The sequence below is a fragment of the Pseudomonas sp. LG1D9 genome, from assembly GCF_002949995.1.
Lineage (GTDB): Bacteria > Pseudomonadota > Gammaproteobacteria > Pseudomonadales > Pseudomonadaceae > Aquipseudomonas > Aquipseudomonas proteolytica.
Window position 1 is genome coordinate 1,313,533 of sequence record NZ_CP026881.1, and the last position, 13,182, is coordinate 1,326,714.

General features: G+C 59.8%; 14 protein-coding genes. 10 read left to right on the forward strand and 4 right to left on the reverse strand.

All coding sequences use genetic code 11. The features are described 5' to 3' along the window. The first annotated feature begins 25 nt into the window (after positions 1–25). The 8 genes from metG to C5F71_RS06465 all read left to right on the forward strand — a co-directional run bounded on the left by metG (position 26) and on the right by C5F71_RS06465 (position 6,935). A complete protein-coding gene (gene metG / locus C5F71_RS06430) occupies positions 26–2,077 on the forward strand; it encodes a methionine--tRNA ligase (protein ID WP_104910827.1) in 2,052 nt (683 codons plus the stop codon). Positions 2,078–2,183: 106 nt separating this feature from the next. Beyond that, complete coding sequence (locus C5F71_RS06435) at positions 2,184–2,735, forward strand: Rnf-Nqr domain containing protein (protein WP_104910828.1); 552 nt, start codon at positions 2,184–2,186, stop codon at positions 2,733–2,735. Then, on the forward strand, positions 2,732–3,940 hold the full coding sequence (gene rsxB / locus C5F71_RS06440) for an electron transport complex subunit RsxB (RefSeq protein WP_104910829.1): 1,209 nt from the start codon (positions 2,732–2,734) through the stop codon (positions 3,938–3,940). The genes C5F71_RS06435 and rsxB overlap by 4 nt, the downstream gene beginning before the upstream one ends. Then, a complete protein-coding gene (locus C5F71_RS06445) occupies positions 3,927–4,892 on the forward strand; it encodes an RnfABCDGE type electron transport complex subunit D (protein ID WP_104910830.1) in 966 nt (321 codons plus the stop codon). The genes rsxB and C5F71_RS06445 overlap by 14 nt, the downstream gene beginning before the upstream one ends. After that, positions 4,889–5,494 (forward strand): RnfABCDGE type electron transport complex subunit G, encoded by a 606-nt coding sequence (locus tag C5F71_RS06450; protein ID WP_104910831.1) that lies wholly within the window; start codon positions 4,889–4,891, stop codon positions 5,492–5,494. Before C5F71_RS06445 ends, C5F71_RS06450 begins: the two co-directional genes overlap by 4 nt. Then, positions 5,487–5,990 carry an Rnf-Nqr domain containing protein gene (locus C5F71_RS06455; protein ID WP_104910832.1) on the forward strand — a complete coding sequence of 168 codons (504 nt, stop codon included), beginning with the start codon at positions 5,487–5,489 and terminating at the stop codon, positions 5,988–5,990. Before C5F71_RS06450 ends, C5F71_RS06455 begins: the two co-directional genes overlap by 8 nt. 16 nt (positions 5,991–6,006) lie before the next feature. Continuing rightward, positions 6,007–6,645, forward strand: a complete 639-nt coding sequence (gene nth / locus C5F71_RS06460; protein ID WP_029295251.1) for an endonuclease III — start codon at positions 6,007–6,009, stop codon at positions 6,643–6,645. A gap of 107 nt (positions 6,646–6,752) precedes the next feature. Further along, positions 6,753–6,935, forward strand: a complete 183-nt coding sequence (locus C5F71_RS06465) for a PA3496 family putative envelope integrity protein (RefSeq protein WP_029295249.1) — start codon at positions 6,753–6,755, stop codon at positions 6,933–6,935. A 61-nt stretch (positions 6,936–6,996) separates the two neighbouring features. On the opposite strand, the gene C5F71_RS06470 is transcribed toward C5F71_RS06465, so the two are convergent. From C5F71_RS06470 to C5F71_RS06480, 3 genes are all read right to left on the reverse strand, one after another. Then, positions 6,997–7,629 carry a response regulator transcription factor gene (locus tag C5F71_RS06470; RefSeq protein ID WP_029295246.1) on the reverse strand — a complete coding sequence of 211 codons (633 nt, stop codon included), beginning with the start codon at positions 7,627–7,629 and terminating at the stop codon, positions 6,997–6,999. 626 nt (positions 7,630–8,255) lie between these two features. Further along, on the reverse strand, positions 8,256–9,473 hold the full coding sequence (locus C5F71_RS06475; protein ID WP_029295244.1) for an argininosuccinate synthase: 1,218 nt from the start codon (positions 9,471–9,473) through the stop codon (positions 8,256–8,258). Positions 9,474–9,685: 212 nt separating this feature from the next. Then, positions 9,686–10,594: an OmpA family protein gene (locus tag C5F71_RS06480; protein WP_070994784.1), complete on the reverse strand. Its 909-nt coding sequence runs from the start codon at positions 10,592–10,594 to the stop codon at positions 9,686–9,688. Positions 10,595–10,750: 156 nt separating this feature from the next. Here C5F71_RS06480 and pyrC point away from each other — a divergent pair, with 156 nt between their 5' ends. After that, positions 10,751–11,797, forward strand: a complete 1,047-nt coding sequence (gene pyrC / locus C5F71_RS06485) for a dihydroorotase (RefSeq protein WP_070994783.1) — start codon at positions 10,751–10,753, stop codon at positions 11,795–11,797. Then, positions 11,794–12,465, forward strand: coding sequence for a ribonuclease T (rnt, locus tag C5F71_RS06490; RefSeq protein WP_029295237.1), 672 nt, complete (start codon positions 11,794–11,796; stop codon positions 12,463–12,465). Before pyrC ends, rnt begins: the two co-directional genes overlap by 4 nt. A 70-nt stretch (positions 12,466–12,535) precedes the next feature. On the opposite strand, the gene C5F71_RS06495 is transcribed toward rnt, so the two are convergent. Continuing rightward, the gene (locus C5F71_RS06495; RefSeq protein WP_003172097.1) at positions 12,536–13,138 is read right to left on the reverse strand and encodes a peroxiredoxin; all 603 of its coding nucleotides are present in this window, start codon (positions 13,136–13,138) and stop codon (positions 12,536–12,538) included. Positions 13,139–13,182: the final 44 nt, after the last annotated feature.

A 13,182-nucleotide genomic window follows, 5' to 3' on the forward strand; every position in this document is an offset into this window, starting at 1 on the left:
CCGTTTCATCAAGTAGCCGAGCCCCATGTCCGAGCCACGCAAGATCCTCGTCACCAGCGCCCTGCCCTATGCCAATGGTTCCATCCATCTTGGCCATATGCTTGAGTACATCCAGACCGATATGTGGGTGCGCTTCCAGAAGCATCGCGGCAATCAATGCATTTATGTCTGCGCGGACGACGCCCACGGTTCGGCCATCATGTTGCGCGCCGAAAAGGAAGGCATCACCCCGGAACAACTGATCGCCAACGTCCAGGCTGAACATAGCGCCGACTTTGCCGAGTTCCTGGTGGATTTCGACAACTTCCACTCGACCCACGCCGAAGAAAACCGCGAGCTGTCGAGCCAGATCTACCTGAAGCTGCGTGATGCCGGGCACATTGCCACGCGCTCGATCACCCAGTATTTCGACCCGGAAAAGAAAATGTTCCTGGCCGACCGCTTCATCAAGGGCACCTGCCCCAAGTGCGGCACTGAAGACCAGTACGGCGACAACTGCGAAAAATGCGGTGCCACCTACGCACCGACCGACCTGAAGGATCCGAAGTCGGCGATCTCGGGCGCCACCCCGGTGCTCAAGGATTCCCAGCACTTCTTCTTCAAGCTCCCGGACTTCCAGGAAATGCTGCAGACCTGGACCCGCAGCGGCACCCTGCAGGACGCGGTGGCGAACAAGATCGCCGAATGGCTGGATGCCGGCCTGCAACAGTGGGACATCTCCCGCGATGCGCCGTACTTCGGCTTCGAGATCCCCGATGAGCCGGGCAAATACTTTTATGTATGGCTGGATGCGCCGATCGGCTACATGGCCAGCTTCAAGAACCTCTGCGACCGCACGCCTGAGCTGGACTTCGACGCGTTCTGGGGCAAGGACTCCACCGCCGAGCTGTACCATTTCATCGGCAAGGATATTGTCAACTTCCACGCCCTGTTCTGGCCGGCAATGCTCGAAGGTTCGGGCTACCGCAAGCCAACCGGCATCGCCGTACACGGTTACCTGACGGTCAATGGCCAGAAGATGTCCAAGTCCCGTGGCACCTTTATCAAGGCGCGCACCTATCTGGACCACCTGTCGCCGGAATACCTGCGCTACTACTACGCCTCCAAGCTGGGCCGTGGCGTCGACGACCTGGACCTGAACCTGGAAGACTTCGTGCAGAAGGTCAATTCGGACCTGGTGGGCAAGGTGGTCAACATCGCCAGCCGTTGCGCCGGTTTTATCCACAAGGGCAATGCTGGCGTGATGGTGTCGGTCAACGCCGCGCCGGAGCTGACCGACGCCTTCCTGGCCGCCGCGCCAAGCATCGCCGATGCCTATGAAGCCCGCGACTTTGCCCGTGCCATGCGCGAGATCATGGGCCTGGCCGACCGTGCCAACGCCTGGATCGCCGACAAGGCGCCGTGGTCGTTGAACAAGCAGGAAGGCAAGCAGGATGAAGTCCAGGCCATCTGCGCCACCGGCATCAACCTGTTCCGCCAGTTGGTGATCTTCCTCAAGCCCGTGCTGCCGTTGCTGGCCGCTGACGCCGAGGCGTTCCTCAACGTTGCACCGTTGACCTGGAATGACCACACCAGCCTGCTCAACAACCATCAGCTCAACGAATTCAAGCCGCTGATGACCCGTATCGACCCGGTCAAGGTACAGGCCATGACGGACGCCTCCAAGGAAGACCTGACCGCCAGCCAGACCGATACCGGCCAGGCAGCCCCAGCGGGCAATGGCGAGCTGGCCAAGGATCCGCTGTCGCCGGAAATCGACTTCGACGCGTTTGCCGCGGTGGACCTGCGGGTTGCACTGATCATCAAGGCCGAAGCCGTGGAAGGCGCCGACAAGCTGTTGCGCCTGACTCTGGATATCGGTGATGAGCAGCGTAATGTGTTCTCCGGGATCAAGAGTGCCTATCCGGATCCGTCCAAGCTCGATGGTCGGCTGACCATGATGATCGCCAACCTCAAGCCACGGAAAATGAAGTTCGGTATTTCCGAAGGCATGGTGATGGCGGCAGGTCCCGGCGGCGAGGAAATCTACCTGCTCAGCCCGGACAGCGGCGCCAAGCCTGGCCAGCGCATCAAGTAACCCGAAGTGCCCTGTCGCGGTGATTGGCCGCGACAGGGCGGTTTGCGCTAGTACCCTCTTCCTGCTTGCCGGATAATCAGGCCCTGTTTGCTTAACCGGCTCGACCATGACCGAACTGCTTGTCGCCCTTCTCAGCGCCGCCCTGATCAGCCATTACCTGCTGCGTCTGACGCTGCCCGGTGATCCACAGCTGGAGCGGCGGCGGGTGCATGCCCTGGGGTTGGCGACCATGTTGTTGGTCGCATTCAGCGGCCTATCGGCCTGCCTGCTGGATAAATTTGTATTACAACCCTTGGCGCTGGGCGCGTTATGGCTGTTTGCTTATGTACCCGTGGTGATTCTATTGAGCCAGCCGTTGCTGAATGCGCTTGCCCGCCGCGTGCCCGCACTGCCCTTCGATGGGTTATGGGTGCCGCTGCTGGCTAGCACCGGCGTGCTCAGCGTGGCCCTCCTGGGCCTGGGCAACGCAGGCGAGCTGATCTATAGCCTGGGCATCGGCCCCGCGTTCTGGCTGGTCCTCAGCCTGTTCAACGACCTGCGCCAGCGAATAGACGAAAACGATATCCCCAGGCCCTTCAAAGGCCTGCCCGTGGACCTGCTGAGTGCCGGGCTGCTGGCGGTGGCGTTCCTGGGCTTAAACGCAATGATCAAACCATGAGCCTGATTCAACGTATCGATGCCCTGCTGCCCCAGACCCAATGCGGCAAATGCGGGCACCCAGGTTGCAGACCCTACGCCGAGGGTATCGCCCAGGGCGAAGCCATCAACAAGTGCCCCCCGGGCGGCACCGAGACCATTGCCGAGCTGGCGCAGTTGTTGAGCTTGCCCCCCTTGGAGCTGGACCGCGCCCGTGGCGAAGCCCCCGCGCAGGTTGCCTTCATCCGCGAGGCCGAGTGCATCGGCTGCACCAAGTGCATCCAGGCCTGCCCGGTGGATGCGATTGTCGGCGCGGCCAAGCTGATGCACACCGTTATCGTGGATGAATGCACCGGCTGTGACCTGTGTGTCGCGCCTTGCCCGGTGGATTGCATCGACATGCTGCCACTGCCCCAGGCCACGGTACTGCCGATTGTCGCGGGCTATGCCACTACGGCCGAGGAGCGCCAGGCGCGGGCGACCAAGCGTGATCGCGCCCGGCGTCGCTTCGAGCAGCGCAATGCACGGCTGCAACGCGAGGAAGCGCACAAGCTGGCCGAACGCCTGGCCCGCAACCAACGCCCGGCCCCCAGCGAAGCGATCAATAGCAATCCGCTACAGGCCGCCATCGAACGCGTGCGTGCGCAAAAAGCCGCAGACATCGACGCAGCGCTTAAAAAAGCCAAGATCAACCTGGCCATGAGCCGGGCCCAACTGCACAAATCCTTGAAAGCCTTTGGCCATCCGCCGACCTTTGAGCAGCAGTCGCAATTGATCATCCTGCAGCAGCAATTTGAGTGCGCCGAACAGGCATTGATCGCGCTTCAAGCAAACGCCCCAGCGGTGGCGCCTCCCAAGGCCAGCAAAGATCCTGGGCTCAAGCAGGCAAAAATCCAGCTGGCCATGCGCCGCGCCGCGCTGAAAAAAGCCCAGGACACCCTGGCCGATGCCGAGCAACTGGCCACGCTGGCTACAGCCCTGACCGCCGCCGAACAGGCCTTGCATGCCGCCGAAGAAACCTCCGAGCAGCCACGGCCTGACCTGCAACGTGTCGAGAAGCGGCCCATCGGCAGCCAGCTTCGCCAGCTGAAGACGGCGCTGGCCTATGCCCGCGCCGACCTGAGCAAACTCGAGCGCCAACCTGCCAGCAGTACAACCGAGTTGACGAACGCCAGGCAGCGCCTGGATGAGGCCCAGCGCTTGGTGGATGAACATGTCGGCGCCTGACGTTATCGAGCGCCAGCAACAGGCCATGCAGCGCCTGTTAATGGCGGCAACGCCTGGCTTGCTGGTGCTGTTCTGGCTATATGGCTGGGGCGTGTTGATCAATCTGTTGCTGGCCGGCACCTGCGCATGGGCAGTCGAAGCCGGGGGGCGCCGGTTGCGCGGTCATGGCTCCAGCGACCTGAGCGGCCTGGTCAGCGCGACGCTGCTGGCCCTGGCGCTGCCCCCTTATTGCCCGTGGTGGTTATGCCTGGGCGCCGTCAGCAGTGGATTGCTGTTGGGCAAACACCTGTATGGCGGCAAACAGAACCCCTTCAACCCGGCCATGCTCGGTTATGCGCTGATGCTGCTGGCTTTCCCCCAACCGATGACCCATTGGCCGGCGTCCCACGGCCTCGACCTGCTGGCCGGCCTGCAACAGGTGTTCGGTCTGCACGGCGAGACCGCCGATGCCTGGGCCCGAGCCACGGCGCTGGACGCTTTGCGCATCAACAACAGCCTGACCATCGATGAGCTGTTTGCCCGCCACCCGGCCTTCGGCCAAATCGCCGGTAAAGGCAGCGAGTGGGTGAACCTGGCGTTTCTCGCGGGCGGCCTCTTTTTGCTGCAGCAACGGGTCTTCAGTTGGCATGCGCCGGTGGGCATGCTTGCCAGCCTGTTTGTTATCAGCTTGCTGTGCTGGAACGGCTCCGGGTCCGACTCCCACGGCTCGCCGCTGTTTCATCTGTTGACCGGGGCCACCATGCTCGGGGCCTTCTTTATCATCACCGAGCCCGTGTCGGGTGCGAAAAGTGCGCGGGCGCGCCTGCTGTTTGGTGTGGGCGTGGGAGTGCTGACCTATCTGATCCGCACCTGGGGCAGTTACCCGGATGGCCTGGCGTTTGCGGTGCTGATGATGAACCTGGCGGTGCCGGCACTGGAGCGCTGGACGCGGCCGCAGGCGGTGAAGGCATGAAGCGCACGTCTCAAGCCGTGATCGTGCTGCTGATCGCCATCGGCGCGGCGGGCCTGACGATAGGCCTGCAACAGCTGACCGCCAAGCCGATTGCCGCGCAGCTGCGTGAAATGCACAGTCGGGCGCTGTTGGATGTGCTGCCCGTCGGCAGCTATGACAATCAGCCGCTGGAGCAGCCTTTAGGCATCACCTCGGGAATGCTGGACAACAGTCAACTGCTGGGTGGTTACCGCGCGACCTTGGCCGGCACCCCCAGTGCGGTGGTGCTGCGCTCGCAGGTCGATGGATACGGTGGGCGCATAGAGTTGCTGATTGCCATCGACCACAACGCCAAGCTGCTCGGGGTAAAGACCCTGGAGCACAGAGAAACGCCGAGCCTGGGCGGGCACATTGGCGAGCCTGGTAATGCGTGGCTGGCCTCATTCAAGGGCATGTCGCGGGAAAACCCACAGGTTTGGGCGCTGAAGAAAGACAGCGGCCAGTTTGACCAGATGGCCGGTGCGACTATTACCTCCCGCGCGGTGATCAACGCAATCCATGATGCCTTGCGTTACTTTGACGAACATCGTCAGGCGCTGCTGGAAACCACCGGCCATGACTAAGCCATTCGCCCTCGGCAGCCTGTTGCTACTGCCTGCGCTGCTGGGTGTCAGCGCTACGCAGGCGAGCGCTGTGGCCTTCTGGGCTCTGTGGGTAACGATCTTGATGTTGCATGGCTGCAGCTGCGGCTGGGTACGCAACCACCTCAGTGGCAACTGGCGGCTGGCTGCCAATGTGTTGCTGGCCACCACTTGGGTCAGTTGCGCGCATTTAGTGGCGCAAGCCCTTGCCTTAGGCCCGTCTACCCCCGTGGGGGCATACCTGGCGCTGATCGGTATGCAATGCGTACTGCTTGAGCATGAGGGTTTGTTCGCCACCGACCGGCGCAGGGCGCGGCTCCAACTGTTCGCCGTATCCGCCGGGTTGCTGCTCGCACTCGCCCTATTGCGTTTTTTACTCGGCAGCAGCATCGCCATCCTTGCCCCTACAGGGTTTATCCTGCTCGGGTTACTGCTTGCCGGGTGGCAAGCCTGGACCCAACGCCGCACACCTCTTTGAAGGAACAGCTCGCCCCATGAATGCCGCAAAACGCCTGGAGATCTTTCGCCGGTTTCACGAGGACAACCCGGAGCCCAAGACCGAACTGGCCTACTCGTCGCCGTTCGAGTTGCTGATTGCCGTGATCCTGTCTGCGCAATCGACGGACGTGGGCGTTAACAAGGCCACGGCCAAGCTGTTCCCGGTCGCCAACACCCCGGCCGCGATCCACGCCCTGGGGGTTGAAGGGTTGTCGCAGTACATCAAGACCATTGGCCTTTACAACAGCAAGGCGAAAAACGTCATTGAAACCTGCCGGTTGCTGGTCGAGTTGCATGGTGGAGAAGTGCCAGAAACCCGGGAAGCACTCGAGGCACTGCCCGGCGTAGGCCGCAAGACCGCCAATGTGGTGCTCAATACTGCATTTCGCCAATTGACCATGGCGGTGGACACCCACATTTTCCGCGTCAGCAACCGCACCGGAATCGCTCCGGGCAAGAATGTGGTGGAAGTGGAGAAGCAACTGATGAAGTTTGTACCCAAACCTTACCTGCTCGACTCACACCATTGGTTGATCCTGCACGGTCGTTATGTGTGCCAGGCCCGCAAGCCGCGCTGTGGCAGCTGTCGCATTGAAGATTTGTGTGAATACAAGGAAAAGACGTCGGACGATTGAGCAATCATTGCTTTTATTGATCAGTCGATTGAAAAAATCTTTTTTACCCGGTGCACGATTGTCGATATAAGGAGCCCCAACGGCAGTCTTAGCCTGGAGTTAACCTTATGAGCACTGGCAAAGAACAACTGGATGTAGAAGATGACTTTGTGGCCACCGACGCCGACGAGGCAGCCGAGGCACCTGTAGAAGTTGCCAAGACCAATTTGAGCAAACGCCGCACCATCGACAACCTTCTGGAAGAGCGACGCTTGCAAAAACAGTTGGCCGAATACGATTTCGATCTCTAGCCAAGCGATCACACAGAAGCCTCCGCCATGGAGGCTTTTCCTGCCTGTTGCTCCCTGCTTCTTAAACCAGGCCGTTACGCTGAGCGAGCTCGATCAGGTCCACCAGGGACCGGGCATTGAGCTTGAGCAGCAAGCGAGTCTTGTACGTGCTCACCGTCTTGTTGCTGAGGAACATCCCATCAGCGATCTCCTTGTTGGTCTTTCCCTGGGCCAATTGCTGCAACACCATCATCTCCCGGCCTGAGAGCCGCTCGACCATATCGGCTTCACTGGTGTTGCCCTGTGTGGAGCGCACCGAGTTGAGTGCCTGGTTGGGGAAGTAGCTGTAGCCAGACAGCACCGCCTTGATCGCGCTCAGCAACTCGGTGAGGTCCTGCTGCTTGCACACGTAGCCCGCTGCGCCGGCCTGCATGCAGCGCATGGAAAAATGGCCGGGCGCCTGTGAGGTCAGCACCAGTACCTTGAACGGTTGCACCTGTTTTGTGGAAGACAGGCGACAAATAACTTCCAGGCCGTCAAGTTTGGGGATTCCAATATCCAGGATGACAATATCCGGCATATGCTCCCGTGCTAGTTGCAACGCGTCGACTCCGTTATCGGTCTCTGCAACGACCTCATAACCATGACGTTCCATTAGCATGCGTACAGCAAGACGAATGACGGGATGATCATCCACGATCAGCACTTTATTCATGGGCAAGTCCAATTTCGCTGTTCGAATTATTCAGAACCAGCACAATAGCCTAGTCGTTTCGTCCTTGGCATAGCACTCCCCCCCAAGTAACGACAAGCAGAGACCCAACCCACAAAGTTATGAGAATAGGACTACAAAAAAACGCCTATATGGATGTGTCGGTTTTTGTTCAGCCTTTCAGAACTTTCCGCGGCCAAACATATTTTGAGCAAAAAAAGCCCCCGGCGCCCCGGAAAAGTAAACGGGACGCACGCCAATCACAGTAAATACCTATTGCACGGCCCGCTTGTGCGGGCGTCGCAGCCGCCCAAGGCATTTCAAAAAAGTTCCCTTGTGCAATAGCTACTGACAATACCTGGAATTATCTGACAGATATTTCCACAAACTAAATAAAACACCCCGTCCGCCCTACTAAACAACCGAATGGATTTAAACACAATTAACACCACGCACCGGGCGGACCAACTTTCAGATACAAAATCCAAGCGAAAAAATACTAAGAAACACCGCAAGCCTCACTCTCGAGTGACAACATTAAACATCAATAAACACTCACCCTAATTCGAGGCAAAAAAAATGGCCCCTCTTTCTTACCGAGGGACCATTTTTATGAGGCTTCAGATACTTCAGAACAACTTGCGGCCTTTGTTCGCCGCAATGCGCATGCGCAGTGCATTGAGCTTGATGAAACCCGCAGCGTCAGCCTGATTGTAAGCACCGCCATCTTCTTCAAACGTGGCGATGTTGGCATCGAACAGCGACTCATCGGACTTGCGACCGGTAACGATCACGTTGCCCTTGTACAGTTTCAGGCGCACAACACCGTTCACATGGACCTGGGAAGCGTCGATCATCTGTTGCAGCATCAGGCGCTCAGGGCTCCACCAGTAACCGGTGTAGATCAGGCTGGCGTACTTGGGCATGAGCTCATCTTTGAGGTGTGCCACTTCGCGGTCCAGGGTGATGGACTCGATGGCGCGGTGAGCGCGCAGCATGATGGTGCCACCTGGGGTTTCGTAGCAGCCACGGGACTTCATGCCCACGTAACGGTTCTCTACGATATCCAGACGACCAATACCGTGCTCGCCACCGATACGGTTCAGGGTCGCCAGTACGGTGGCCGGGGTCATTTCGACGCCGTCCAGCGCGACGATATCGCCGTTGCGATAGGTCAGTTCAAGGTACTGCGGCTTATCGGGAGCGTTCTCCGGGGAGACGGTCCACTTCCACATGTCTTCTTCGTGCTCGGTCCAGGTGTCTTCCAGCACGCCGCCTTCATAAGAGATATGCAGCAGGTTGGCGTCCATCGAGTACGGGGACTTCTTCTTACCGTGGCGCTCGATCGGGATGGCGTGCTTTTCAGCGTAATCCATCAGTTTTTCGCGGGACAGCAGGTCCCACTCACGCCAAGGGGCAATCACTTTTACGCCGGGTTTCAAGGCATAGGCGCCCAGTTCGAAACGCACTTGGTCGTTGCCCTTGCCGGTGGCGCCATGGGAAATGGCGTCAGCGCCAGTTTCGTTGGCGATTTCGATCAGGCGCTTGGCGATCAGCGGACGTGCGATGGAAGTACCCAGCAGGTACTCGCCTTCGTAGACGGTGTTGGCGCGAAACATCGGGAAAACGAAATCGCGGACGAATTCTTCGCGCAGGTCGTCAATGTAGATCTCTTTGACGCCCATGGCTTGCGCCTTGGCTCGTGCAGGTTCGACCTCTTCGCCCTGACCCAGGTCAGCGGTAAAGGTCACCACTTCACAGTTATAAGTATCCTGCAGCCACTTGAGGATCACCGAAGTGTCCAGGCCGCCGGAATACGCGAGAACGACCTTGTTTACGTCGGCCATGCCATCACTCCACGGGGTTTTACGGAAAGGCGTCGATTCTACCGATCAAAACCGTGAAATTACAGGGGCGCGACAGCAAATGAAGATAAAGCGACAGATTATGTCGGGCGAGCGACGAATGGCCGCACCTCAAAACGCCTTTGCCGTGGGCATCAGATGCCCAGCGTCATCGCTGACAGCCACCGCTGGCAGCCAGCTCCCGCAGAGTAATATCAGGAGGTCGCTGCCGCATTCGCCGGGGCCGTGGCCTGGGGGGCCGGTTTTTCGGGGGCCGGTACGCGGTCGAGGTGGATATTGACCCGCCGGTTCTTCGCCCGGTTGGCCGGATTGGTATTGGGTACCAACGGATAACGCTCACCATGGAAGCGCAGGACAATCTGCGACTCGGGGATGCCGTTGGCCTTGAAGAAGTCCATCACCGCCAAGCCCCGGCGCCGGGACAGGTCGCGATTGGTCAGGCGATTGCCGCTGTTGTCCGAGTGGCCGTCCAGTTCGATATGGTTGACCGTAGGGTCGGCCTTGATGAATTCGAGCATCACCATCAGCTTGGCCTTGGCTGCCGGGTCCAGGTCGATACCCCCGCCCGGAAAACCTACTTCCGCCTGCTTGACCTGCTCGAAGTTCATCGGCAGCAACTTCGCGGTACACAACTGGTAGTCGCTATAGGCCTTATTGAATCGCACCGGCAGTAGGCGGATTTCCGAATAACCGCCGTCCCGGGAATAGTGGCGCACGGTGGGGCTGCGGCCATCCAGCAAGCCATTGAACAGGCGTCCGGCCTGGGCCTGGGAGCTGTTGAACAGCACATCACCGCTGCCCGCACGCACGGCACCGAGGTTGATATCACCGCGCCCCGGCTGCCACGGCGCGGCCGCCGCCAATAGCGTGGCAGAACCAACGCCCAGCGCGCCGTTATAGGCTTTCAGACGAAAAGTCGCCTGCTCGCCGGCCCTACGCACGAACTCCCCCGAACCAAAATCGGCGATCGGCTGGCTCAAGCGGCACTCGAACTTGTCGCCTTCCACCTTCCACTCGATATTCTCCAGGCGCGTCTGGAATGTCAGGGCCATCGCGGGCAGGCTGGCGAACACGCTGAGCAGGGCTAGATATTGCTGGCGCACGGGCGGCTCCACTGGTTTCTACAACACATCAAGGCGTCATACATCGTTAAGGCATACCCAGGGATATCGGTCGCACCCTGCAAAACTTGATAGCGAGTGCCTGCAAGAGTCTTTTCCGGTAGCATTCCCACCAGATTGACCCGCCTGGAATCCCCAATGTCCGACCGCCTGACCCTGCTGCGTCCCGACGACTGGCATATTCATCTTCGCGATGGTGCTGCGTTGCCCCAAACCGTGGCCGATGTTGCGCGCACGTTTGGCCGCGCCATCATCATGCCTAACCTGGTACCTCCGGTGCGTAATGCCGCTGAAGCCGACGCCTATCGCCAGCGCATCCTCGCTGCACGACCGGCCGGTAGCCGCTTCGAACCGTTGATGGTGCTTTACCTTACCGACCGCACCCAGCCCGCCGAAATCCGCGAGGCCAAGGCCAGCGGTTTCGTGCACGCCGCCAAGCTGTACCCGGCCGGCGCCACGACCAACTCCGACTCCGGCGTAACCAGTATCGACAAGATCCTGCCCGCCATCGAAGCCATGGCCGAAGTGGGCATGCCGCTGTTGATCCACGGTGAAGTCACCCGTGGCGATGTGGATGTCTTCGATCGCGAGAAGATCTTCATCGACGAGCACATGCGCCGTGTGGTCGAGCTGTTCCCGACCCTCAAGGTCGTGTTCGAGCACATCACCACCGCAGACGCCGTGCAGTTCGTCACCGAGGCTTCGGCCAACGTCGGCGCAACCATCACCGCGCACCACCTGCTGTACAACCGCAACCACATGCTGGTGGGCGGGATTCGGCCGCACTTCTATTGCCTGCCGATCCTCAAGCGCAACACCCATCAGGTGGCATTGCTCGATGCGGCTACCAGCGGCAGCGCGAAGTTCTTCCTCGGCACCGACTCGGCGCCCCACGCCCAGCACGCCAAGGAAGCCGCCTGCGGTTGCGCCGGTTGCTACACCGCCTATGCGGCGATCGAGCTGTACGCCGAGGCCTTCGAATCGCGCAACGCCTTGGACAAACTCGAGGCCTTCGCCAGCCTCAATGGCCCGCGTTTCTATGGCCTGCCGGCGAATACCGACCGTATTACCCTGGTCCGTGAAGACTGGACCGCCCCCACCAGCCTGCCATTTGGCGAGCTGACCGTTATCCCGCTGCGCGCCGGTGAAACACTGCGCTGGCGCCTGCTGGAGGAACACCCGTGAGTGAAGACCATTACGACGACGAACAGGAACACGGTGGCGGCGGTTCGCGTCACCCGATGGCCGAGCGTTTTCGCGGCTATCTGCCGGTCGTTATCGACGTAGAAACCGGCGGTTTCAATTGCGCCACCGATGCACTGCTGGAAATTGCGGCAACCACCATCGGCATGGACGAACAGGGCTTTGTGTATCCAGAACACACCCATTTCTTCCGCGTCGAGCCGTTTGAAGGCGCCAATATCGAAGCAGCGGCCCTGGAGTTCACCGGGATCAAGCTCGACCATCCGTTGCGCATGGCAGTCAGCGAAGAGGCGGCATTGACCGACATCTTCCGTGGCGTGCGCAAAGCCTTGAAGGCCAACGGCTGCAAACGCGCGATCCTGGTCGGCCACAACAGCAGTTTCGACCTGGGCTTCCTCAACGCCGCCGTGGCGCGCCTGGACATGAAACGCAACCCGTTTCACCCGTTCTCCAGCTTTGACACCGCGACCCTGGCTGGCCTGGCTTATGGCCAGACCGTATTGGCCAAGGCATGCCAGGCAGCCGGCATCGACTTCGACGGACGTGAAGCCCACTCGGCTCGCTACGACACCGAGAAGACCGCCGACCTGTTCTGCGGCATCGTCAACCGCTGGAAACAGATGGGCGGCTGGGAAGACTTCAGCGACTGATTGCGTCGCCAAATCCCACGCATAAAAAAACCGGCCTTCTCAGGCCGGTTTTTTTTACCGCAACCCTGGCTTACAGCTTGCCAGCGTTCTCGGTCAGGTAAGCGGCAACGCCTTCTGGCGAAGCGTTCATGCCCTTGTCGCCTTTTTTCCAGTTGGCTGGGCAGACTTCGCCGTGCTCTTCGTGGAATTGCAGAGCGTCGACCAGGCGGATCAGCTCTTCCATGTTACGGCCCAGCGGCAGGTCGTTGATGATCTGCGAGCGCACAACGCCCTTGTCGTCGATCAGGAACGCGCCACGGAAAGCCACGCCGCCTTCGGACTCAACGTCGTAGGCCTTGGCGATGTCGTGCTTCATGTCGGCAGCCATGGTGTATTTGACTTTGCCGATGCCGCCATCATTGATGGCGGTGTTGCGCCAGGCGTTGTGGGTGAAATGGGAGTCGATGGAAACGGCAACCACTTCAACGTTACGCGCCTTGAAATCGTCCATGCGGTGATCCAGGGCGATCAGCTCGGACGGGCAGACGAAGGTGAAGTCCAGCGGGTAGAAGAACACCAGGCCGTATTTGCCTTTGATGGCTTCAGACAGCTTGAAGCTGTCAACGATTTCGCCATTGCCGAGGACGGCTGGTACGTCGAAATCCGGGGCTTGTTTGCCGACGAGTACGCTCATTGGTTATCTCCTGATGGTAATTGAAGTAAATGGACCGCCCTTGA

What these genes read in the sequence shown, in the direction of transcription:
- metG (WP_104910827.1), top strand. Translation starts at nt 26, where the DNA reads ATGTCCGAGCCACGCAAGATCCTCGTCACCAGCGCCCTGCCCTATGCC.
- rsxB (WP_104910829.1), top strand. Translation starts at nt 2,732, where the DNA reads ATGAGCCTGATTCAACGTATCGATGCCCTGCTGCCCCAGACCCAATGC.
- C5F71_RS06455 (WP_104910832.1), top strand. Translation starts at nt 5,487, where the DNA reads ATGACTAAGCCATTCGCCCTCGGCAGCCTGTTGCTACTGCCTGCGCTG.
- C5F71_RS06435 (WP_104910828.1), top strand. Translation starts at nt 2,184, where the DNA reads ATGACCGAACTGCTTGTCGCCCTTCTCAGCGCCGCCCTGATCAGCCAT.
- C5F71_RS06495 (WP_003172097.1), bottom strand. Translation starts at nt 13,138, where the DNA reads ATGAGCGTACTCGTCGGCAAACAAGCCCCGGATTTCGACGTACCAGCC.
- C5F71_RS06475 (WP_029295244.1), bottom strand. Translation starts at nt 9,473, where the DNA reads ATGGCCGACGTAAACAAGGTCGTTCTCGCGTATTCCGGCGGCCTGGAC.
- nth (WP_029295251.1), top strand. Translation starts at nt 6,007, where the DNA reads ATGAATGCCGCAAAACGCCTGGAGATCTTTCGCCGGTTTCACGAGGAC.
- pyrC (WP_070994783.1), top strand. Translation starts at nt 10,751, where the DNA reads ATGTCCGACCGCCTGACCCTGCTGCGTCCCGACGACTGGCATATTCAT.
- C5F71_RS06450 (WP_104910831.1), top strand. Translation starts at nt 4,889, where the DNA reads ATGAAGCGCACGTCTCAAGCCGTGATCGTGCTGCTGATCGCCATCGGC.
- C5F71_RS06470 (WP_029295246.1), bottom strand. Translation starts at nt 7,629, where the DNA reads ATGAATAAAGTGCTGATCGTGGATGATCATCCCGTCATTCGTCTTGCT.
- C5F71_RS06465 (WP_029295249.1), top strand. Translation starts at nt 6,753, where the DNA reads ATGAGCACTGGCAAAGAACAACTGGATGTAGAAGATGACTTTGTGGCC.
- C5F71_RS06445 (WP_104910830.1), top strand. Translation starts at nt 3,927, where the DNA reads ATGTCGGCGCCTGACGTTATCGAGCGCCAGCAACAGGCCATGCAGCGC.